The 19,344-nt window shown below is 65.6% G+C and carries 18 protein-coding genes and 1 tRNA gene; 10 read left to right on the forward strand and 9 right to left on the reverse strand.

The window, feature by feature from the left end:
• The first annotated feature begins 21 nt into the window (after positions 1-21).
• The 3 genes from ACTJK4_RS21285 to ACTJK4_RS21295 are packed head-to-tail and all read left to right on the forward strand — an operon-like array spanning position 22 to position 2,838.
• Positions 22-912, forward strand: a complete 891-nt coding sequence (locus tag ACTJK4_RS21285; RefSeq protein WP_232041242.1) for an SDR family NAD(P)-dependent oxidoreductase — start codon at positions 22-24, stop codon at positions 910-912.
• 10 nt (positions 913-922) lie between these two features.
• Positions 923-1,945 (forward strand): alpha/beta fold hydrolase, encoded by a 1,023-nt coding sequence (locus ACTJK4_RS21290; RefSeq protein WP_440818861.1) that lies wholly within the window; start codon positions 923-925, stop codon positions 1,943-1,945.
• Positions 1,942-2,838 (forward strand): metal-dependent hydrolase, encoded by an 897-nt coding sequence (locus ACTJK4_RS21295; RefSeq protein WP_232041243.1) that lies wholly within the window; start codon positions 1,942-1,944, stop codon positions 2,836-2,838. The genes ACTJK4_RS21290 and ACTJK4_RS21295 overlap by 4 nt, the downstream gene beginning before the upstream one ends.
• Positions 2,839-2,929: 91 nt before the next feature.
• Here the strand turns inward: ACTJK4_RS21295 and ACTJK4_RS21300 are convergent, their stop codons facing one another.
• Complete coding sequence (locus ACTJK4_RS21300; protein WP_232041244.1) at positions 2,930-3,748, reverse strand: MerR family transcriptional regulator; 819 nt, start codon at positions 3,746-3,748, stop codon at positions 2,930-2,932.
• Between the two features lie 86 nt (positions 3,749-3,834).
• Between ACTJK4_RS21300 and ACTJK4_RS21305 the strand changes: the two genes are divergently transcribed.
• Both ACTJK4_RS21305 and ACTJK4_RS21310 read left to right on the forward strand, forming a co-directional pair.
• Complete coding sequence (locus tag ACTJK4_RS21305; RefSeq protein WP_440818862.1) at positions 3,835-4,992, forward strand: hypothetical protein; 1,158 nt, start codon at positions 3,835-3,837, stop codon at positions 4,990-4,992.
• The gene (locus tag ACTJK4_RS21310; RefSeq protein WP_440076337.1) at positions 4,989-6,062 is read left to right on the forward strand and encodes a DUF2993 domain-containing protein; all 1,074 of its coding nucleotides are present in this window, start codon (positions 4,989-4,991) and stop codon (positions 6,060-6,062) included. Before ACTJK4_RS21305 ends, ACTJK4_RS21310 begins: the two co-directional genes overlap by 4 nt.
• A gap of 16 nt (positions 6,063-6,078) precedes the next feature.
• On the opposite strand, the gene ACTJK4_RS21315 is transcribed toward ACTJK4_RS21310, so the two are convergent.
• Both ACTJK4_RS21315 and ACTJK4_RS21320 read right to left on the reverse strand, forming a co-directional pair.
• Complete coding sequence (locus ACTJK4_RS21315) at positions 6,079-6,492, reverse strand: surface-adhesin E family protein (RefSeq protein ID WP_440818863.1); 414 nt, start codon at positions 6,490-6,492, stop codon at positions 6,079-6,081.
• A 175-nt stretch (positions 6,493-6,667) separates the two neighbouring features.
• The gene (locus ACTJK4_RS21320; protein ID WP_316870685.1) at positions 6,668-7,561 is read right to left on the reverse strand and encodes a c-type cytochrome; all 894 of its coding nucleotides are present in this window, start codon (positions 7,559-7,561) and stop codon (positions 6,668-6,670) included.
• Between the two features lie 381 nt (positions 7,562-7,942).
• On the opposite strand from ACTJK4_RS21320, the gene ACTJK4_RS21325 reads away from it, so the two are divergent.
• The 4 genes from ACTJK4_RS21325 to kdpE all read left to right on the forward strand — a co-directional run bounded on the left by ACTJK4_RS21325 (position 7,943) and on the right by kdpE (position 10,666).
• Positions 7,943-8,018 (forward strand) — tRNA-Arg (locus ACTJK4_RS21325).
• Between the two features lie 171 nt (positions 8,019-8,189).
• Positions 8,190-9,257, forward strand: coding sequence for a histidinol-phosphate transaminase (gene hisC, locus ACTJK4_RS21330; RefSeq protein WP_440818864.1), 1,068 nt, complete (start codon positions 8,190-8,192; stop codon positions 9,255-9,257).
• Between the two features lie 324 nt (positions 9,258-9,581).
• Positions 9,582-9,893, forward strand: a complete 312-nt coding sequence (locus ACTJK4_RS21335; RefSeq protein ID WP_232041250.1) for a high-potential iron-sulfur protein — start codon at positions 9,582-9,584, stop codon at positions 9,891-9,893.
• Positions 9,894-9,961: 68 nt separating this feature from the next.
• Positions 9,962-10,666, forward strand: a complete 705-nt coding sequence (gene kdpE, locus ACTJK4_RS21340; RefSeq protein ID WP_260803857.1) for a two-component system response regulator KdpE — start codon at positions 9,962-9,964, stop codon at positions 10,664-10,666.
• Positions 10,667-10,672: 6 nt separating this feature from the next.
• On the opposite strand, the gene ACTJK4_RS21345 is transcribed toward kdpE, so the two are convergent.
• Both ACTJK4_RS21345 and ACTJK4_RS21350 read right to left on the reverse strand, forming a co-directional pair.
• Complete coding sequence (locus ACTJK4_RS21345) at positions 10,673-11,671, reverse strand: Bug family tripartite tricarboxylate transporter substrate binding protein (RefSeq protein ID WP_440076339.1); 999 nt, start codon at positions 11,669-11,671, stop codon at positions 10,673-10,675.
• A gap of 144 nt (positions 11,672-11,815) precedes the next feature.
• Positions 11,816-12,946, reverse strand: a complete 1,131-nt coding sequence (locus ACTJK4_RS21350; RefSeq protein ID WP_232041253.1) for a porin — start codon at positions 12,944-12,946, stop codon at positions 11,816-11,818.
• 498 nt (positions 12,947-13,444) lie between these two features.
• On the opposite strand from ACTJK4_RS21350, the gene ACTJK4_RS21355 reads away from it, so the two are divergent.
• Complete coding sequence (locus tag ACTJK4_RS21355) at positions 13,445-13,729, forward strand: hypothetical protein (protein ID WP_232041254.1); 285 nt, start codon at positions 13,445-13,447, stop codon at positions 13,727-13,729.
• A 147-nt stretch (positions 13,730-13,876) separates the two neighbouring features.
• Here ACTJK4_RS21355 and ACTJK4_RS21360 read toward each other — a convergent pair whose 3' ends face one another.
• The 4 genes from ACTJK4_RS21360 to ACTJK4_RS21375 all read right to left on the reverse strand — a co-directional run bounded on the left by ACTJK4_RS21360 (position 13,877) and on the right by ACTJK4_RS21375 (position 19,309).
• Positions 13,877-16,075 (reverse strand): xanthine dehydrogenase family protein molybdopterin-binding subunit, encoded by a 2,199-nt coding sequence (locus tag ACTJK4_RS21360; RefSeq protein WP_440818865.1) that lies wholly within the window; start codon positions 16,073-16,075, stop codon positions 13,877-13,879.
• Positions 16,072-17,085, reverse strand: coding sequence for an FAD binding domain-containing protein (locus tag ACTJK4_RS21365; protein WP_440818866.1), 1,014 nt, complete (start codon positions 17,083-17,085; stop codon positions 16,072-16,074). Before ACTJK4_RS21365 ends, ACTJK4_RS21360 begins: the two co-directional genes overlap by 4 nt.
• 9 nt (positions 17,086-17,094) lie before the next feature.
• A complete protein-coding gene (locus tag ACTJK4_RS21370) occupies positions 17,095-17,835 on the reverse strand; it encodes a 2Fe-2S iron-sulfur cluster-binding protein (protein ID WP_260803861.1) in 741 nt (246 codons plus the stop codon).
• A 163-nt stretch (positions 17,836-17,998) separates the two neighbouring features.
• The gene (locus tag ACTJK4_RS21375) at positions 17,999-19,309 is read right to left on the reverse strand and encodes a M20/M25/M40 family metallo-hydrolase (RefSeq protein ID WP_440818867.1); all 1,311 of its coding nucleotides are present in this window, start codon (positions 19,307-19,309) and stop codon (positions 17,999-18,001) included.
• Positions 19,310-19,344: the final 35 nt, after the last annotated feature.

Raw genomic sequence — 19,344 nt, forward strand, 5'->3', positions numbered from 1 at the left:
CAGCCCCACGGAGACCACGCCATGAAGTCATTCAACAACCAGGTTGCCGCCATCACCGGTGCCGCGTCGGGCATGGGCCGCTCGCTGGCGCTGCAGCTGGCACGCGAAGGCTGCCACCTTGCACTGGCCGATCGCAATGAAGCGGCGCTCGCGCAGACGCTGCAACTGGTGCGCGCGCACGAAGGCGACCGCATCCGCGTGACCACGCACGCCGTCGACGTGGCCGACCGCGCCGCGGTGTACCGCTGGGCCGAAGAAGCGGCCGCCGCGCACGGCAAGGTCAACCTGATCTTCAACAACGCGGGTGTGGCGCTGTCCAGCACGATCGAAGGCATGGAAGACGACGAGCTGGCCTGGATCATGAACATCAATTTCTGGGGCGTCGTGCACGGCACCAAGGCGTTCCTGCCGTTGCTAAAGGCGACCGGCAACGGCCACATCATCAACACGTCGAGCATCTTCGGCATCTTTGCGCAGCCGGGCATGGGCGCCTACAACGCCAGCAAGTACGCCGTGCGCGGCTACACCGAGGCGCTGCGCCAGGAACTGGACCTGATGAACTGCGGCGTGTCAGCCACGTGCGTCCACCCGGGCGGCATCAAGACCAACATTGCCAAGTCGAGCCGCGTCTCGCCGAGCATGAACGGCTTCCTGGTGCGCGACGAACAGCAGGGCAAGGCGGAGTTCGAGAAGTTCTTCATCACCTCGGCGGACAAGGCCGCGCAGGTGATCCTGGATGGCGTGCGCAAGAACAAGCGCCGCGTGCTGATCGGCCCCGACGCCCACGCCGCCGATGTAATGGCCCGCTTGCTGCCGGCGGCCTACCAGGCGCTGGTCGTGCGCGAAGCCCGCCGTACGCGTAAGAAAGCGCTGCGCGACGATACGGCGCCGGCCACCGCCCGCGCAAAGTAGGAGGCCGCCGATGAACACGGCCACCACCGGAGAATTGTTCGCCAGCCCCCCGCGCGCGAACCTGCTCAACGTTGCACGCGCCATGCTGCGCCCCGGCCGCATCGGCCTGCGCAGCATCGGCCGCGATGTGCTGATCGCACGCTACGCCAAGCCGCAGTCGCGCTATCTGCCGTTGATGGGCACGCGCGTGCATTACACCGATGAAGGCGCAGCCAACTCCGAAGGCACGCTGCTGCTGATCCACGGTTTTGGCGCGTCACTGCACACGTGGGATGGCGTGCTGCCGCAGCTCACGCGGCGCTACCGCGTCATCCGGCTCGACCTGCCGCCGTTCGGCATCACCGGCCCGCTGCGCGATGCGCAAGGCCGCCCGCGCACGATGGAACTGCCGCTGTATCGCGACTTCATCGACGCGTTTGTCGACACGCTGGGCCTGTCGAAACTCACGCTGATCGGCAATTCGCTGGGCGGCATGGTGTCGTGGGACTTTGCCGTGCGGCACCCGGGCCGCGTCGAGAAGCTCGTGCTGATCGACTCGGCCGGCTTTCCGATGAAGCTGCCGATCTACATCGACCTGTTCAATCACATTGGCGTGCGGATGACGTCGCCGTGGATGCTGCCCGAAGGCATCATCCGCGCCGCCACGCGCGATGTGTATGGCGACCCGTCGCGCGTGTCCGAGCCCACGCTGCGCCGCTACGCCGATTTCTTCTATGCCGACGGTGCACGACAGGCCATCGGCAAGATGGTGCCGAAGTTCCGCTTTGACGATGTCGATACCAGCGGGCTGGCCTCGATCCGAGTGCCCACGCTCATCCTCTGGGGCCAGCGCGACCGGTGGATCCCGCCCGCGCATGCCGGCGAATTCGCCCGCCGCATTCCCGGCGCCATGCTGCGCATGTATCCGGCGCTCGGCCATATCCCGATGGAGGAAGACCCCGTACGCGTGGGGACCGACCTCTGTGCATTCCTCGACCAAGGGCGCGCGTCGACGCGCCTTTCAGAAACCACATTCCAGGAGAACCGCCCATGATGCCAGTCCGCCGCGACGTGCATCCTCACCTGCCGGCTGATCGCATCAGCAATTGGCACGAGCGAGGCACGCATGTCACCCACTTCCTGAACGCGCTGTCGATCTTCTTCCCGACCGGCGAGCGCTTCTTCATGGACAGCGTGCGCAACTACCGCCATCTGGTGACCGACCCAGAGCTGAAGCAGGCCGTGGCCGGCTTCATCGGCCAGGAAGCGATGCACACGCGCGAACACGTGCTGTACAACGACCTGCTCGACCGCGCCGGCCTGCCCGCCACGCGCATCGACCGCTTTGTCGGCAAGTTCCTGAACATGCTGCGAAAGTACACGCCCAAGTCGCACCAGTTGGCGGTGACGGTTGCGCTGGAGCATTACACGGCAATGCTGGCGGGCCAGGTACTCGCCCATGAAGATGGCCTGGGCCGCAACTCCGAACCCGGCTACCGCCAGGTCTGGATGTGGCACGCCATGGAAGAGACCGAGCACAAGGCGGTGAGCTACGACGTGTGGAACCTCGCCATCAAGCCGGGCCTGCGCCGTTACATCCTGCGCACCTCGACGATGCTGCTGACGACCGTCACCTTCTGGGCGATGGTGTTCTACGTGCACATGCGGCTGATCCTTGCCGACCGCACCTGCAAGAACAAGTTCTTCGGTCTGGGCAAGGCGTTCCATTACCTGTGGATCCACCCGGCACCGCTGCGCAAGATCATTCCGGAGTTCTTCGACTTCTTCCGGCCGTCCTTCCACCCGTGGGATGAAGACAACCGCGCCGCACTCGAACGCCTGCCCAAGCTGATCTCGGAGATCGAAGCCTATGCGGCTGCCAACGGGGAAGCACCGTCGCCGTCGATCCGGCGCAAGCTCTCGACGGCCGGTGCGGCCGGATCTTGAGCAGGCATTCAAAACGCCTGCAGCACCCGTCGTATCAGGATCAAACTAGAAATAGATAAGGCGCGCCCCACGCATGGGCGCGCCGGAGACACTAGCCTTTGTCCGGCCCGGGCGTGCTGCCCGGCGGTTCATGCATGTGCTCGATGACCTGCGCCACACGGTCGCCCAGATATTTGTTGGCGGCCGTCTCAAGCGCGCGCATCAGCTCGGCTTCGACCGCCACCAGCGCCAGCGGACGGATGCGCCAGATCACGTCGACCAGACGCGGCACGTCTTCGACCGGTGGCAGATCGCTGCCGTACTTGTCGAGTTCGCGCACGACCATCGAGACGAGATCGTCGGCCACCGCCTGCGTATGCGGCCGGGCACGCTCGATGATGTCGAGCACTTCGACGAGCGGGAAACCGGCCTTTGCCATCTGCGCGCCGGCCAGCAATGCTTTCGGGCTGCGCGCCAGATAGCCGAGGCCATCGGGTTCAAGCAGGCCGAGCGAGATGGCCCGCGCCAGCGCCTGACGCGACATGGCGCGGCCAAACAGCTTGGCAAGCGCCAGAAGCGAGTAATGCTTGGGCGACTCGTCCGACCACGGGCTGGCGATGGCGGATTCGAGCCCGAGGATGGAGCGCAGGTCATGGCCCTCGACGATGGCCTTGAGCAGCTCCTGGATGTTGGAAAGCGTGTAGCCGCGCCCGAGCAGGTGATTGATGAGCTTGAGCCGCCCCAGATGCGCCTGGGTGTAGATACCCACGCGACCACGCCGCTCGGGCGGATCGATCAGGCCGCGGTCCTGATACGAGCGGACGTTGCGGACAGTGGTTTCGGCCGCGCGCGCGAGTTCATCGATGGTGAACTCGCGGGCGGGCGGATTGGCAGGCGGACCGGCGTCGCCGGTTGGTTTGCGGGCAGGCATGCAAAAAATTCTACACGAGCGCGGCAACAGACCGCGTCGGTGACCGGAACGTTTCCGGTGCGTTTCTCACGACGAGGAGACCGTCGATGTGGGACTTGACCTTGCGTCATCGAAATAGCGCGCTGCGGGCTGCGGGCGCGGTGGTTGCGGCGCTGCTGCTGCAAAGTTGCGCCACCGCCGGCGACGGACACGGCGCCATCGAGGCTGACAAAGCCAAACAGCTTGAAGACGCGCGGGCGCAGGCGCGCGCGCCATTCCAGTCTGGCAATCTCGCCACGCGCGAGGTGCGGCCCGCCACGCTGCGCGACTCCGGCCAGCCCAATGCGATCTCGTATCTGCGCCACGTCGATTTCCGCTTCGATGGTGGCGTGGGCTTCCTGGTCGATCAGCTCGCGCTGCGCATGGTGCCGCGTGCGCCCGGCGACCCGGTATGGCTCGACGATGTGTCGTCGTACACGCTGCAGCCGGTGAGCGGCTCGGTGCGCGTCACGGCTCAGAGCATGGCCGCACTGTTCAATACCGTGGTCTTTGCGCGCGGGCCGGGCGATGATCCGCCGCTGCGTAACTTCACTTTCTCACTGGACGACGGCTCGCTCGACATGCGTGCCGAGATGCGCCGGCGCGGCGCGTGGGTGCCGATCGAGCTGCGTGGTCCGCTGGTCCTGCGCGATCCGCAGACCATCGTGTTCCGCCCCAACGTGGTCAAAGTCCGGGGCCAGGACGCCAGCGCGCTGATGGGCGCCGCGCATATCGAACTGGCCGATCTGTTGCCGGTGTCCACGCCGGCCGTGCAGTTGGCCGGCAGCGAGATCGTCATGCAGGTGCCCAAGCTCTTTCCGCCGCCCGCGCTGGATCTGAAGCTCTCCGCCATCCGCGTCACGCGCGAGGGGCTGCTCATGCAGATCGGCGATGGCAACCCGCAGATGCCACCACTGGCCACCGCCGCCGACGCGCAGCGCCCGTACATCCTCTTTCGCGGCGGCGACATCCGCTTCATGCGCTCGATGCCGATGAATGCGCGCATCGATATCGTCGTCGCCGATCCGGCCAAGCCGTTCGTGTTCAACCTGTACCGCTATCGCGATCAGCTGGTGGCAGGGTCACTGCGCTTCTCGCCCGATGGCGGCATTCGCGTGCTGATGCCGTCGTTCGACACACTCAGCGCTGCCAGAGCCGCCAAGGCACCTGCCGTCGCCAAAGCGGGCAAGCCCGCCCTGCAACTCGCCAAGAGGACCGCGCCATGATCGCCCCCGCCTTCGCTCTCGCCGCCCTGATGTTGCGCCTGGTGGTGGTGACGCTCGGCTTGACCGGTCTTCTTGCCAGCGCCGTCGCCCGCGCCGCCGAGCCACCCATGGCCGGCGCACAGCGCAAGGAGTTGACCACCGTGCGCCAGCAATGGGGGCAACGCTGCGATCCGTCCTCCGGTGCACCCAACGCCAGCGGCCCCGCCGTTGCGCGCGACTCGGGCACGGCACCGCCCGTGGTGCAGATGCGTGATGTGGATTTCCGTATCACCGGCGACATCGGCTTTCGCGTGCACCAACTCACCGCGCAGCTCGTGCCGCACAAGCCGGGGCAGCCCGTCGACATGGACGACCCGAGCCAGTTCGACATCCGCATCCTCGGCGGTGAAGTGACGGTGCCCAAGGATTCGCTCGATGCGCTGTTCAACCGGTATCTGCTCGACTATTCGCCGCGCTCGCTCAATGCGCTGTCGCTCACGCCCGGCGACGGCGTGCTCGACGTGTCGGGTGGGCTCAAGCTGCGCAATCATTTTCCCGGCGTGTGGCTGCCGTTCGGCATGCGCGGCACATTGACGCTGAAGGAATCGCGCTACCTCGTCTATACGCCCACCGAGGCCCGCGTGATGGGCATCCAGACGCTGGCGCTGCTCAAGGGGATGGGGCTGGAGTTGTCGCAGCTGGCGCCGCTCAATCGCGACGGCGCCAAGCTGCACGGCAATGAGATGGTGCTGGACCAATACACGGTGTTTCCGCCGCCGCGGCTGATCGGTCAGATGAAAACGGCGCGTGTCACGCCAGACGGGCTGGTGCTCGGCTTCGGCCCCGCGCCGGCCCTGTGCGCGTCTGCGCCAACCGACGCGGCCAGCCGCATCTGGATCCAGTCCGGCGACCTGAAGATGTACAACGTGCTGGTCACCAACAGCCGCATTCTCGTGACCGATACATCAACGCGTGGGCCGCTGCGCTTCGACCTGTATCACTACCGCGAGGCCGCTGCGCGCGGCACCACGCGCATGGATGCGGACGGGACGCTGCGCGTCGACCTCGCGCCGGCAGCGGCCGTCCAGTAACGCCGTCGTCAACGCGCTATTTCTGGCAAACGGCGCGCAGGATCGCCTCGCCTTCTGAACGCGGCACGATGGCCTCCCAGCGGGGGCCGTCGATGGTCTTGGTGAGCACCGTACCGTGCTGGCTATCCTGGATCAGCGCGCTGACCGGCAGGATGCGCCCCTCCTTGCAGTCGTAGACGGACGTGCGCGTGTCGTACTGATACGCCCTGCCGTCCGAGAGCTTGCGCGGCGCGTCATAGGCGTCGCGCGTCGTGGCACGCACGGTGCCATCCTTGTTGTGCTCGATGGAGTCCTTGTCCAGATAGAGCGAGCCGCCGTTGTCGGCCAGCGGGGCCAGCTTGACCCAGTTGTCGGCCGCCATAGCGGTCGAGCTACCGATTGCCAGCGCGGCAGCCACCCAGTAGATCAGCGTCGTTCGTTCCATTCGCATCGCAACCTCCGTTTGCCTCATTGCACAGACGTATGCGGGACGAAGCAGCATGGTTGCCGCGTTCTCCGCACATTCGAATTAGGCGTAGCAAATGGCATGCCTCGCGCGTGTCACTGCCGGAGCAGGCAACAAAAAAGCCCGCACGAGGCGGGCTTCTTCGGGAATGCAGGACGGCTTACTTGGCAGCGGCGGCCATGTAGTCGACGGCAGCTTTCACGTCGTCATCGGAGCCGGCATAAGTGCCCTTGGGCGGCATCGCGCCCTTGCCGTGCAGCGCGGATTCATACAACTTGGCCTTGCCTTGGGCAATGCGCGGCGCCCAGGCGGCCTTGTCGCCAAACTTGGGCGCGCCAGCCACTCCGGCGGCGTGGCACATCTGGCAAGTCGACTCGTAGACCTTTTTGCCAACTTCCCCCGCCGAGGCTTGCGGTGCGGCAGCGGCGGCCGGTGCGGCCGGCGCTGCAGCAGGTGCCGGCGCTGCAGCCGCCGGAGCCGGGGCCGCCGCCGGAGCCGATGCTTCCGATGCCGATGCTGCAGCCGGAGCTGCACCCGCGCCCGCCGGTGCAGCCGGTTCCTGCAGCTTGCCGCCAGCGGAGTTGGCCATGTAGACGATGGCGCGTTCGATTTCGTAGTCGCTGACGTCATCCGGCGACGTGCCGCCGCGTGCGGGCATGCCGCCCTTGCCGGCCAGCGCGACCTTCGTCAGGCCATCCAGGCCCTGCGGCAGGCGCGGACCCCAGCTTGCCGCGTCGCCGAACTTGGGCGCACCAGCCACGCCTGCTGCGTGACAAGTCGCACAGACTTCCTTGTAGAGTTGCTCGCCCGTCTTGAAAACGTGCGGTGCGTTCGGGTCTTTCAGTTCGAGCTGTGCAACGGGCTTGATGCGATCGTTGACCGCCTCTTCCGACATGCCTGAACCGCCGGCGCCTTCCCTGGCACCCAGGCCGACGTAATTGGCCAACAGGATGATGATGAGAATGGGAACGGCAAAGGCGGCGATCACCGCGATGATCAGCTGCTTGGGGGTCTTGATCAGAGGCTCGTGTTCGTCGTGTTGCGCGTCGCTCATGCTCAACTCTCAGGATGGTGAAACCGCTCTTGGAGCCCTCAGAGCGCCGCCGGCAAGGTCACGAGCATCGCCGGCAGGGCGTGGGGGCCGCATTGGATCGCGATGAGGGCAGGAAGACCATGGCGATTCAATCGCCGCGTCGGCCCAAACAGACCTGTCCCCGTCTTTCTTCTGGCAAATAACGCGCGATTATATCCGTAATGCTTTGGCCTTTGACACGCGGGACAGCCCTAGGCGCCGCTTTTCGACCTGCGTCAAAAACCCAACGAAACGTTGCAGCAGCAGGCCTCATACCCAGGGGTCCACGGGAGTGCGATGGACGCTTGCGCCCAAATGCGCTATCCTGCGGGGCTTCTCTTTCGGTGCGTTCTGTGCCGATATGCGCCCGTAGCTCAATGGATAGAGTACTGCCCTCCGAAGGCAGGGGTTGCTGGTTCGATCCCAGCCGGGCGCGCCAAAAATCAAAGATTTACGCAACTTGTACGGTTTTCCGACGCCAGAACCGCGCTTCTGCCGCAACGTGCAGGCCTGCCTATTCCCGAACCTTTTCAGCTTCTCTGCCTTTTTCGATTCGTCGATCGCGCTGCGAGCACGCTTAGAAAATAGTCACCTCATCAGGAGTCGAGTCGTGAGCCGTTACTGGAGCGATATCGTTCAGCAACTCGTGCCCTATGTCCCGGGCGAACAGCCGGCCATCGCGCGGCCCATCAAGCTGAACACCAACGAAAACCCGTACCCGCCGTCGCCGCGCGTGGTGGCCGCGATCTCTGCAGAGCTGGGAGAGACGGGAGAGAACCTGCGCCGCTACCCCGATCCGCTGTCGCGCCGGCTGCGCGAGACGGTGGCCGCGCAGGTGGGCCTCCAGCCCGAGCAGGTTTTTGCAGGCAACGGGTCGGACGAAGTCTTGGCGCACGTCTTCCAGGCACTGCTCAAACACGACAAGCCGCTGCGCTTTCCGGACATCTCGTACAGCTTCTATCCGACCTACGCGCGGCTTTACGGCGTGCAGTGCGAAGTGGTGCCGCTGGCGGACGACTTCTCCATCCGCGCCGATGACTATCTGGGCGACGCAGGCGGCGTGCTGTTCCCAAACCCCAACGCGCCGACCGGCCACGCGTTGCCGCTGGCGGAGATCGAACGGATCGTCGCAGCGAACCCGTCGTCGGTCGTCGTCGTGGATGAGGCCTATGTGGATTTCGGGGCCGAGTCCGCCATTGCGCTCATTGACCGCTATCCGAATCTGCTGGTTGTGCACACGACGTCGAAGTCGCGCTCGCTGGCGGGCATGCGCGTGGGCTTCGCGTTTGGGCACGCGGCGCTCATCGAAGCACTCAATCGCGTGAAGGACAGCTTCAATTCGTATCCGCTGGATCGCCTCGCGCAGGCGGCCGCCCAGGCGGCATACGAAGACGATGCGTACTTTCGCGCCACGTGCGCACGCGTGATGGCAAGCCGCGCGCGGCTGACGCAATCGCTGCAGTCGCTGGGGTTCGAGGTCGTGCCGTCGATGGCGAACTTTGTGTTCGCGCGGCATCCCGCCCACGACGCGGCAACGCTGGCAGCGCGGCTGAAAGAGCAAGCCATCTTCGTGCGCCATTTCAAGCTCCCGCGCATCGACCAGCATCTGCGTATCACGGTCGGCACCGATGATGAATGCGACGCATTCTTAAAGGCGCTGCAAGGTCTGCTGGCGTAAGCACCCACGCCTCTGCGGCAAATTGCCACTGGAGTGGACCAGCCATTTGGACGACTGCGATTGCGCTGACGCCGGCATTCCTCGACCACACGGTGCATCCGCGGCATTGCGTGGTGTGGATCGAAGGCCACGAAAGCAACCGATTGCTGCACTCAGGTATGCGGAACATTGACCCTACGCAGATGCTGCCGGCCGATTGCTGTGCCAGAATGCACGAGCGGGTAAATGGCGCGCCGACGCCGTCCGCTGTCCCCTAGGGCGAGCCTGAGCATTGCACGGGCGGCACGGGACGCCACACAACACACTCCCACAAAAGGAATCAGCATGTCCAATCGTCGTCAATTCCTGAAGAGCATCCCCATCGTGGCCGCCGCGGGCGCCGTCATGTCGATGTCGGACCTGGCACTGGCTGCACCGATGGTGGCGGAAACCGACCCGCAAGCCAAAGCGCTGGGCTACGTGGCTGACACCACCAAGGCCGACAAGGCCAAGTTCCCGAAGCACACGCCGGATCAGCATTGCGGCAACTGCGCTCTGTACCAAGGCGGTGCGGCTGCGCAAGGCGCCTGCCCGCTGTTCGCCGGCAAGGACGTCGCAAACAAGGGCTGGTGCAGCGCCTGGGCCAAGAAGGCTTGAGCGGAGCGGTATCGCATGCAGGCAAAACGGGCCCTTCGGGGTCCGTTTTTTTATGGGCGCCCTCTACAATGCGTGCCATGCCGTTCACATTCACACCCACCGTCCTCGTCATCGACGACGAACCGCACATCCGACGCTTCGTCCGCGCTGCACTGGAGGAGGAAGGCTGCGAAGTCCATGAAGCCGACCGCGTCGAGCGCGGCCTGATCGAAGCGGGCACGCGTCAGCCGGATGCAGTGATCCTCGATCTCGGCCTGCCCGATGGCGATGGCATGCAGTTGATTCGCGAATTGCGCACCTGGACGGAAGTGCCGGTGCTCGTGCTTTCGGCCCGGGTGGATGAGCGCGACAAGATCGACGCGCTCGATGCCGGCGCAGATGATTACCTGACGAAGCCCTTCGGCGTGGGGGAGCTGGTTGCGCGCCTGCGCGTGCTGCTGCGGCGGCACGCCAAGCGCGGCGAAGACGGCGGCAGCGTTATCCGCTTCGGCGAGGTGGAAGTCGACCTCGCGCGCCGCCTGGTCAGCCGCAATGGCCAAGCCGTGCATCTCACACCCATCGAATACCGGCTGCTGGCAGTACTGCTCGGCCGCCGTGGCACCGTGATGACGCACCGCGAGCTGCTGCGCGAAGTCTGGGGCCCCGCGCATTCCGACAGCAGCCACTATCTGCGCATCTACATGGGCCACCTGCGCCACAAGCTCGAGCGCGATCCGGCGCGGCCCGAACACCTGCTGACCGAAGTCGGCGTCGGGTACCGCTTCACGGCGTAAGCCGGTTCACTGCTCCTTGATGCCTGCGGCGCGGACGATGCGGCCGTTGCTGTCGTATTCCGCGCGGATGGCCGCGGCAAACTGTTCGGCCGTACCGCCGGCCGGCACCACGGCGGCCTGCGTGAGGCGATCACGCAGATCAGGCGCAGCCAGCGCCTTGTTGATCTCTGCGTTCAGGCGGGCAATGACGGGCGCAGGCGTTTTGGCCGGCGCGAACACGCCAAAGGTCGACGCCATGTTGGCCTTGGCGTAACCCAATTCGGTGAAGGTCGGCACGTTCGGCAGCGTATCGAGCCGGTGCGGCGCGCCCACCGCGAGCGGGCGCAGCTTGCCGCTCGCGATGTGTTGCATCAGCGTCGGGCCAACGTTAGTCGACATGATCTCTACCTGGCCGCCCAGCGCATCCGTCAATTGCTGGCCACCGCCTTTGTACGGGATGAGCGTGATATCCACATGCGCCTGCGACTTGATCTGCTCCAGCGCGAGATGCCCCACCGTACCCAGGCCTGATGTCGACCAGCGGATCGAGCCCGGCTTGCTGCGCGACTGGCTCAGCATGTCGGCAAAACTCTTGCCCGTGAACGCGGGCGTGCCCAGCAGGATCATCGGGGCGTACATGACATTGGCCACGGGTGCGATGTCTTTCTGCGGGTCATACGGCAGCTTGCTGAAATGCGGGTTCAGCGTGAGCGGGCTCACCGACGAAAAACCCAGCGTGTAGCCATCGGGCGGCGCCTTGGCCACGGCGTCCATGCCGATGCTGCCGCCGGCCCCGGCGCGGTTTTCCACCACCACGGGCTGGCCAAGTTGCGCCGACAGCTTTTCGCCCAGTGCACGCGCCACGTTGTCCGAAATGCCACCAGTCGGGTACGCGACGATGATGCGGATCGGCTTGACCGGATAGTCCTGCGCTTGCGCGGGCACAGCGGCAAACAGCGGCAGGCCGGCGCACAGCAGCACGGCAGAGGCAATCAGGCGGCGGCGGGCAGTACGTGCGGAAGTCATGGCGCAATGTCAGATGAACGAAACAGGAGTCAACATTGTAGGCGGATGCCCAGGCAACCTTGCCCGACGAAGCACAAAAACAGCAGGCAAAAGAAAAGGCGCCCGAAGGCGCCTTTTCCATTCCCAATCGAGTGACAGCGTCGATTAGAAGATGTGGCGGATACCCACGCCAACGCTGGTCTGGTTCGACTTGCCAGTGCCGGCTGCGTTGCCGCCACCCGACAGTTCCGGCAGAGCTGCGTCCTTGACCTTGTTGTAGTCGACCGTGCCATACACTTGCGTGCGCTTGGACAGGGCGTACTCAGCCAGCAGAACGCCGGTGTAGCGCTTGCCGTCGTTGCCGGCGGTCAGAGCAGCGTTCTTGATGCTGTCGTAGTAGAACGCGCCCGTCAGAGCCAGCGCCGGGGTGACGTTATACGTCACGCCCAGGATGCCGACGTGGTCACGACGCTTCGTGGCGCCCGGGGTCAGGCCAGCGCCCGACGTGGCGTTGCCGTAGATGTTCAGGCCGAAAGCGCTGCCGCCGACGCAGTTTGCCGAGCTGTTCACGCAACCCGTTGCGTCGCTGCTGTCGATGTAGCCTGCGAACAGCTTGGCTGCAGCGATCGTGTAGTTACCGCCGATACCCCACACGGTTTGCTTGTTGCCAGCAACGTCCTTGTGCTGTTGTGCGAAGGCGCCGATGTAGGCCGGGCCGAATTCATAGGCCACCGTACCGCCAACGTACGAGTTCTGGCTTGCAGCGCCAGCCACTTCGCCAAAGCCGTAGGCCAGGCCGACCGACAGGCCGTTCCACTTGCCTTCGTACTTCAGCATGTTGGATTCACGCAGACCGGTCAGACCGTAGTACATCCACGAGTTGCCGTCGTAGTTACCCACGCCCAGCGGGTCGAAGTTGCCGCCGGTCGTGAAGCCGAAGTTGTATTGACGGCCCAGCGTGATGGTGCCCAGGTCCTTGTTGGACAGGCCCACGAACGATTGACGGTTGAACAGCGTACCGGTGCTGCTCATGCGGCCCGAGTCCGAGTTGAAACCGCTTTCCAGCACGAACAGCGCCTTGTTGCCACCGCCCAGGTCTTCCGAGCCCTTCAGGCCCCAGCGGCTGTTCGACACAGCACCGCTTTCCATCTGGGTCACGCTGTTGCCAGCTTGGTTGGCGTTGTTGATGTAGTGAATGCTGGTATCGACAATACCGTACAGCGTCACGCTCGATTGGGCGTAGGCAGAACCTGCGAACAGGGCGCCAACTGCAACCAGAATGGCAGACTTTTTCATGTGGGCTCGTAATAAAAGAGTTGTCTCAAACCGCCCGACCCCGTGTGCATGAGGTTGGGCTCCTCCGTTTCCTTAACTTCCGTGTCGGAAGTGCCGCGCAAATTTAACAAAAGCCCATATGCCCGGCAAAGTAATTCACGGAATCGTTCTACCAAGTGTGGTACGCGCGCATCGCTCTTAATGCACCGCACCAAATCGGCCTACGGCAAGGCTTGCCAGCGTGCACTGCCCTGCCGTGGTGCACCAACGCGGACCGTCGGCTTTGAACCGCTCTCTTGATTAGTCAAAAAGGTTGGGGGATTGCCGGGGGCGTTACGCCATTGGCGCGATATTCAGCGCCGTTCACGCTGACTTGCATCATTTCGGCACCGACAACAAACCGTTCGTCGCACCACCGTGGATACGGCATGCCCCCTGACCTAGGCTGTAGACCGTGGCAAGACATCAAATGACCACGCCTAAAACAGCACCGAAAATCAGTTGAAGAAGGAGTTCGCCATGCGACTCAAGCAAATGGGGTTGGCCGCCATGTTGGCGGTCGGGGCCCTCGCGGCGGGCAGCGCTTGGGCGCAGGCCAGCCGCGTGGAAGTGTTCGGCCAGAATGCGCGGGCCGAACGGTTTGACGTCTATAGCGACGGTGCCCGCACCGGACGCTTCGACACGTATACAGAAGGCGCACGCAGCGGCCGCTTCGATCCGTATTCGGACGGCATGCGCAGCGACCCGGCCGGCCGCTCCCGCGAGGGCGGCGGTACGGTCTACGGGTACCCGGTTCCGAATTGATGCGCTGATCGGCATGCACTGCGTTCGTCACGCAGTCGTTACGCATTGATCAATTACGGGCCGGTCTCCAGGCATCCTCCGTTTTTCCGCCTCTTGGCCCACTCAGGCCCCGCTGGTGATGCGCCAGCGGGGCTTTTTCATGCGCGCTCAGACGAGCTTATCGAGCGTGATCGGCAATTCGCGCACGCGCCGGCCGGTGGCGTGATAGACGGCGTTGGCAATGGCCGCCGGCACGCCCGTGATGCCGATCTCGCCAATGCCCTTGGCGCCCAGCGGGTTGATGTGCGAGTCCGCCTCGTCGAGCACGAGGATGTCGATGTCGGGCACATCGGCGTTGACGGGCACGTGGTACTCCGCCAGGTTGTTGTTGACGATGCGGCCGTAGCGCGTATCGAATAGGCTCTCTTCGAACAGCGCCATGCCCATGCCCCAGACGATGCCGCCCATGAGCTGGCTGCGGCCCGTCTTGGCGTTGAGCAACCGCCCTACGCCGTAGCTGCCCACGATGCGCGAGACGCGGACCACGCCCAGGTCCGCATCGACATGCACCTCGGCAAACACCGCACCGAACGAGTGCATCGAGTACTTCTGCTTCTCCTCGCCCGGCTGCACCTTGGCGGTCGCCTCGATGGGGCGGCCGTAGCGCGCGACCACGGCAGCCACGGGCTCGCGCGCACCGCTGCGCGCAGTCAAGATGCCGTCGGCCACGGTGATGTCGCTTGCGGCCAGCCCATGTAGCGGCGAGCTGGCATCGGCAATAGCCGCGGCAATCAGCGCATCGCGAGCCTGCGCGCCGGCGGTCTGCACGGCGGGCGATACGCTGGCCACACTTTGCGAGCCGCCCGACACCGGCGCCTCGGGCATGCGCGTATCGCCCAGGCTGAAATGCACTCGGTCGACGGGCATGCCCATGGCATCGGCCGCCACCTGGGTCATCACCGTGTAGGTGCCGGTGCCCAGATCCTGCGAGCCGGATTCGACGTGCGCCGTGCCGTCCGGCAGGTAGCGCGCGGTGGCGCCGGCCGCGCTGCGGTTGGCGGGGTATGTGGCTGTTGCCATGCCCCAGCCGATGCGTGTGTTGCCTTCGCGCATGCTGCCCGGCTGCGGGTTGCGGCGCGCCCAGCCGAAGCGCTCGGCACCAGCGCGGTAGCACGCCGCCAGCGATTTGCTCGACCACGGGATGCGTTTTTCCGGGTCCTGCGCGGCGTCGTTGCGCAGACGCAGCTCCACCGGATCGATGCCGAGCGCGTAGGCCATTTCATCCAGCGCCACTTCCAGTGCGAACGTACCGGTGGCCTCGCCCGGCGCACGCATGAACGTCGGCGTGCCGATGTTGAGCCGCGCGAGCCGATGCGTCGTCCGCTGGTTGGGCGTGTCGTAAAGCATGCGGGTGACGATGGCGCATGGCTCGGTCCAGTCTTCGATCATCGACGTGGTGGTCAGCGAGTCATGCGAGATGGCGGTGAAGCGGCCATCGCTGGCGGCGCCCAAGGCGATGCGTTGCTCGGTGCGCGGGCGCCCGCCGACCGGCCCGAACATCTGCGGGCGTTCCAGCACCAGCTTGACGGGCCGCCCCGCTTGGCGCGCGGCCATCGCAGCCAACACCACGTGCGACCACACCGAGCCCTTGCAGCCGAATCCACCGCCCACGAACGGGCACACCACACGCAGTTTGTCGGGCGACAAGCCCAGCGTCTTGGCAACAGTGCGGCGCACGCCCGAAACGTATTGCGTGCTGTCGTACAGCGTGAGCGAATCGCCCTCCCAGACAGCGATGGTCGCGTGTGGCTCCATGGGATTGTGCGTTTCCATGGGCGTACCGTAGACAGCCTCGATGCGCTGCACCGCCTGGGCCATGCCAGCGGCCACGTCGCCGCGTGTGGTGTCGGCCGATTGCGTCTGCACCTTGCCGGGCGAGTGCGCATCGGCGCGGGCGGTCTCAAAATCGAGCCGCGCGGGCTGCTGAGCGACCTCCACGCGGACCATGCGGGCTGCGGCCTGGGCGTGTTCCAGCGTGTCGCCCACCACCAGCGCAATGGGCTGGCCGTTGTAGTGCACCTGATCGTCCTGCAACAAAGACAGAGCGCGTCCGGCCGGCGGCTCCAGCGCGGGCTTGCCGCCGTTGGGCAGGCGCGGTGCGTTCTCGTGCGTCATCACCAGCAGCACGCCGGGCATGGCCTGCGCGACGTGTGTATCGACCCGTGTGATTCTGCCGGCGGGCACCGTGCTTTGCACCAGCACGGCATGCGCCAGGCGCGGCACCTGGAACTCCGCGGAGTAGCGCGCCTGGCCGGTGACTTTGAGCAGACCGTCTGTGCGGTCCAGCGGTTGGCCGACGTTGCTCATGCCACACCCCCAGTCGGATTGGTCGGATTGGCCGCCGAGGTCAGCGCGCGCCCCACCGCCCGCTGTGCGAGCGGTACCTTGAAGCCGTTGTCGCGCAGCGGCTGAGCGCCCTGCACGGCCAACGCACCGGCCTGGGCAAACAACTGCGCGTCCAGCACCTGCCCCGCCAGCATCTGTTCTGCCGCATGCGCGCGCCAAGGCTTGTGTGCCACGCCGCCCAGCGCGATGCGCGCCTCCCGGATCGTCCGACCATCCGTCTGCAACGCCAGCGCCGCCGCCACCGACACCAGCGCAAACGCATAACTGGCGCGGTCGCGTACCTTCAGGTAATGCACATGCGATTCGAACATGGGCGGCGGCAGATCGATGGCGACGATCAACTCGCCGGGCCCGAGCGTCGTGTCGATCTCGGGATGCGCTTCGGGCAGCCGGTGGAACGCTTCGATCGGGATACGCCGCTCGCCGTGCGTGCCGTGCACAACCACAGTGGCATCCAGCGCTGCCAACGCGACGGCCATATCGGACGGATGCGTCGCCACGCAGGCTTCGCTCGCACCGAGGATGGCGTGCATGCGAGTGAAGCCCTCCCGCGCGGCGCAGCCGGAGCCGGGCTGCCGCTTGTTGCACGCCGGGTACGCCGTGTCGTAGAAGTAATGGCAGCGCGTACGCTGCATCAGGTTGCCGCCGTTGGTGGCCATGTTGCGCAGCTGACCCGAGGCGCCCGACACAATCGCCTCACTCAGGAGCGGATAGCGCGAGCGCACCAGCGGATGCGCCGCCGTATCGGCATTGCGCGCCATCGCGCCCAGTCGAAGTCCGCCGTCGGGCAACGCACGAATCTGCGCAAGCGGCAGGCGGCTCACGTCCACGAGCCGCTGCGGCTGCTCGACGCCGCCCTTCATCAGGTCCAGCAGGTTCGTCCCGCCGCCGATATAGCGCGCGCCCGGCTCATGGCCCAGGCGCACGGCGGCCTCCACTGAAGACGCACGGTCATAGGCAATCGATTGCATGGCGGCTCCTCAAACAGTGTTGCCGGACTTGGCGGCCACCACGCGGATCGCCGCCACGATGTTGGGGTACGCGCCGCAGCGGCAAATGTTGCCGCTCATGCGCTCGCGTATTTCGTCTTCGGTCAGCGCAACGGGGCCGTCATTGACCATTGCCGCCGGCGAGGTGACCGTGCTCGGCATGCCGCGGCGCGCCTCCTCCAGCACCGCCACGGCCGAGCAGATCTGCCCCGGCGTGCAATATCCGCACTGAAACGCGTCGTGTTCAAGAAACGCGGCCTGCACCGGATGCAGCGCCGCGCGGTCGACCAGGCCGTCTTTCGCGTGCGCTAGCCCTTCGACGGTGGTGATGGAGTCCCCCTCGTGCATGATCGCCAGCGTCAGGCAACTGTTGATGCGCCGCCCATTCACGAGGACGGTGCACGCGCCGCACTGGCCGCGGTCGCAGCCTTTCTTGGTGCCGGTCAGCGCCAGCACCTCTCGCAGCGCATCGAGCAACGTGACGCGCGGCTCCAGCGACAACGCATACGGCTTGCCGTTGATATTGAGCGAGACCGGCCGCGCCGGCGCCAACGCGGCTGAACGTGCCGGGGCAGACGCAGAAGCGCGCGCGCCGGCCGACTCGTGCGGCAGCGCAAACGCCGACGCCGCAGCTGCCGCGCCCTGCAGAAAGCCGCGCCGGCTCGGGCGCGCGGGTGACCCATCCGGTTCGTCGGCGGGGTCATTCGATGCTGGGAAGGGATGTTCGGACATGGCGCGCGCTCCACCGGCCGGGGCGGCCGTAGCTGGGGACATGCGTCAAGGGAAAGCAAGCGGAATACCCGGCAGCCGGGCGTTGGGAAGCCGCTGAGCAGCGGCTTCGCGCAGGAGATGTGCTGCGGCGCGTGTAAGCCTTACGCGCCGCGTTGCAGTGCGGTTACCTGGCCGGACCGACGCGGTCGCGCGACACATCCATGACCATGCGCGTCAGCAGGTACAGGCGCGGCACGATGGAATTCAGGTCGACATATTCGGCGTCATTCGAGTGCGCGCCAAAGCTCGCCAGACCGAAGCGCTCGATCACGGGCGCCTTGGTTTTCGAGGCGGCGAACGCGGCATCGGTGCCACCGCCCTCGGCCTTGTCGTCAATCTCCAGCGTCTTGCCGAGTTCGCCATAGATCTTCTGGGCGTGCTCGGCCAGCGCGCGCGACGCCGGCGTGGCTTCCAGCGGCGGGCGGCGGCGCTCAAACCGGGCCGAGACCTGGGTATCCGGAATCAGCTTGTTCTTGATGCGTTCGTTGACGATTTCTTCGAGCTTGTCGGCGTCGGCTGCACGCAGCAGCCGCACATCGGCCTGGGCGCTGGCCACGGCGGGGATCACGTTGCGGTTGGTGCCGGCCTGCGCCACCGTCCAGTTCACCTTCAGGCCCGTCTCGGGCTTGGACAGATCGCGCATCTGCAGCACCTGGTGCGACAGCTCGTACAGCGCGTTGCGGCCCTGCTCCGGCGCGCCGCCCGCGTGCGAAGCCTTGCCCTTCACATCCAGCAGGATCGCGCCGATGCCGCTGGTGGCCAGCGACAGCTTGTCGGACGTCACGCGCGTGCCTTCGCAGGAGAACACGGCGTCCTGCTCGGCGCCCAGCTTGGCCTGCATGGCCCGCGCGCCCGGCGAGCTGATCTCCTCATCGCCGTTGATCAGCACCGTGAGCGTGCCGTACTGCTTGAAGTTGACGGCCTGCAGAATCGATACCGTGTGCAGGATGACCGCCACGCCGTTCTTGTCGTCGGCAATGCCCAGGCCGTAGGCGCGCTCACCGTCGATGCGGAATGGCTGGTGCGCAAGCATCCCCTTCAAGTACACGGTATCCATGTGCGCGATCAGCATGATGTTGCGCTTGCCCTCGCCCTTGAAGCGCGCAAGCACCATCTTGCCGATCTTCTCGGGCGTGTCGGCCATGCGGTAGGCATGGTCGCTGGGGTCAATGAGCTTCACGTCGCCGCCCATACCGCGCAGGCGCTCGGCGATCACGCCGGCAATCTTGTCCAGGCCTTCGATGTCCTTGCTGCCCGATTCGATCGAGACCAACGTCTTCATGGTGTCGATCAGCGCCGGTTTTTCCTGCTGGGCGCGCTTGTAGATTTCAGCCGGCGGCACGGCGGCGGCATGGCCGGCAGCCAGCACACCCACCATTGCGACGACGGCGAGCACAGCGGGGCGCATGCCCTTGGGCAACAACGGGGCTCTCATGAATGTTTCCTCACCTGTTCTTAGTTATGGTCTGC

This window comes from Ralstonia sp. 22111, assembly GCF_052045895.1.
Taxonomy (GTDB): Bacteria; Pseudomonadota; Gammaproteobacteria; order Burkholderiales; family Burkholderiaceae; genus Ralstonia; species Ralstonia wenshanensis.

Excerpts from the sequence above, each read along its gene's own strand:
- ACTJK4_RS21285 (WP_232041242.1), top strand. The coding sequence starts at position 22 with ATGAAGTCATTCAACAACCAGGTTGCCGCCATCACCGGTGCCGCGTCG.
- ACTJK4_RS21290 (WP_440818861.1), top strand. The coding sequence starts at position 923 with ATGAACACGGCCACCACCGGAGAATTGTTCGCCAGCCCCCCGCGCGCG.
- ACTJK4_RS21295 (WP_232041243.1), top strand. The coding sequence starts at position 1,942 with ATGATGCCAGTCCGCCGCGACGTGCATCCTCACCTGCCGGCTGATCGC.
- ACTJK4_RS21300 (WP_232041244.1), bottom strand. The coding sequence starts at position 3,748 with ATGCCTGCCCGCAAACCAACCGGCGACGCCGGTCCGCCTGCCAATCCG.
- ACTJK4_RS21305 (WP_440818862.1), top strand. The coding sequence starts at position 3,835 with ATGTGGGACTTGACCTTGCGTCATCGAAATAGCGCGCTGCGGGCTGCG.
- ACTJK4_RS21310 (WP_440076337.1), top strand. The coding sequence starts at position 4,989 with ATGATCGCCCCCGCCTTCGCTCTCGCCGCCCTGATGTTGCGCCTGGTG.
- ACTJK4_RS21315 (WP_440818863.1), bottom strand. The coding sequence starts at position 6,492 with ATGCGAATGGAACGAACGACGCTGATCTACTGGGTGGCTGCCGCGCTG.
- ACTJK4_RS21320 (WP_316870685.1), bottom strand. The coding sequence starts at position 7,561 with ATGAGCGACGCGCAACACGACGAACACGAGCCTCTGATCAAGACCCCC.
- ACTJK4_RS21335 (WP_232041250.1), top strand. The coding sequence starts at position 9,582 with ATGTCCAATCGTCGTCAATTCCTGAAGAGCATCCCCATCGTGGCCGCC.
- kdpE (WP_260803857.1), top strand. The coding sequence starts at position 9,962 with ATGCGTGCCATGCCGTTCACATTCACACCCACCGTCCTCGTCATCGAC.
- ACTJK4_RS21345 (WP_440076339.1), bottom strand. The coding sequence starts at position 11,671 with ATGACTTCCGCACGTACTGCCCGCCGCCGCCTGATTGCCTCTGCCGTG.
- ACTJK4_RS21350 (WP_232041253.1), bottom strand. The coding sequence starts at position 12,946 with ATGAAAAAGTCTGCCATTCTGGTTGCAGTTGGCGCCCTGTTCGCAGGT.
- ACTJK4_RS21355 (WP_232041254.1), top strand. The coding sequence starts at position 13,445 with ATGCGACTCAAGCAAATGGGGTTGGCCGCCATGTTGGCGGTCGGGGCC.
- ACTJK4_RS21360 (WP_440818865.1), bottom strand. The coding sequence starts at position 16,075 with ATGAGCAACGTCGGCCAACCGCTGGACCGCACAGACGGTCTGCTCAAA.
- ACTJK4_RS21365 (WP_440818866.1), bottom strand. The coding sequence starts at position 17,085 with ATGCAATCGATTGCCTATGACCGTGCGTCTTCAGTGGAGGCCGCCGTG.
- ACTJK4_RS21370 (WP_260803861.1), bottom strand. The coding sequence starts at position 17,835 with ATGTCCGAACATCCCTTCCCAGCATCGAATGACCCCGCCGACGAACCG.
- ACTJK4_RS21375 (WP_440818867.1), bottom strand. The coding sequence starts at position 19,309 with ATGAGAGCCCCGTTGTTGCCCAAGGGCATGCGCCCCGCTGTGCTCGCC.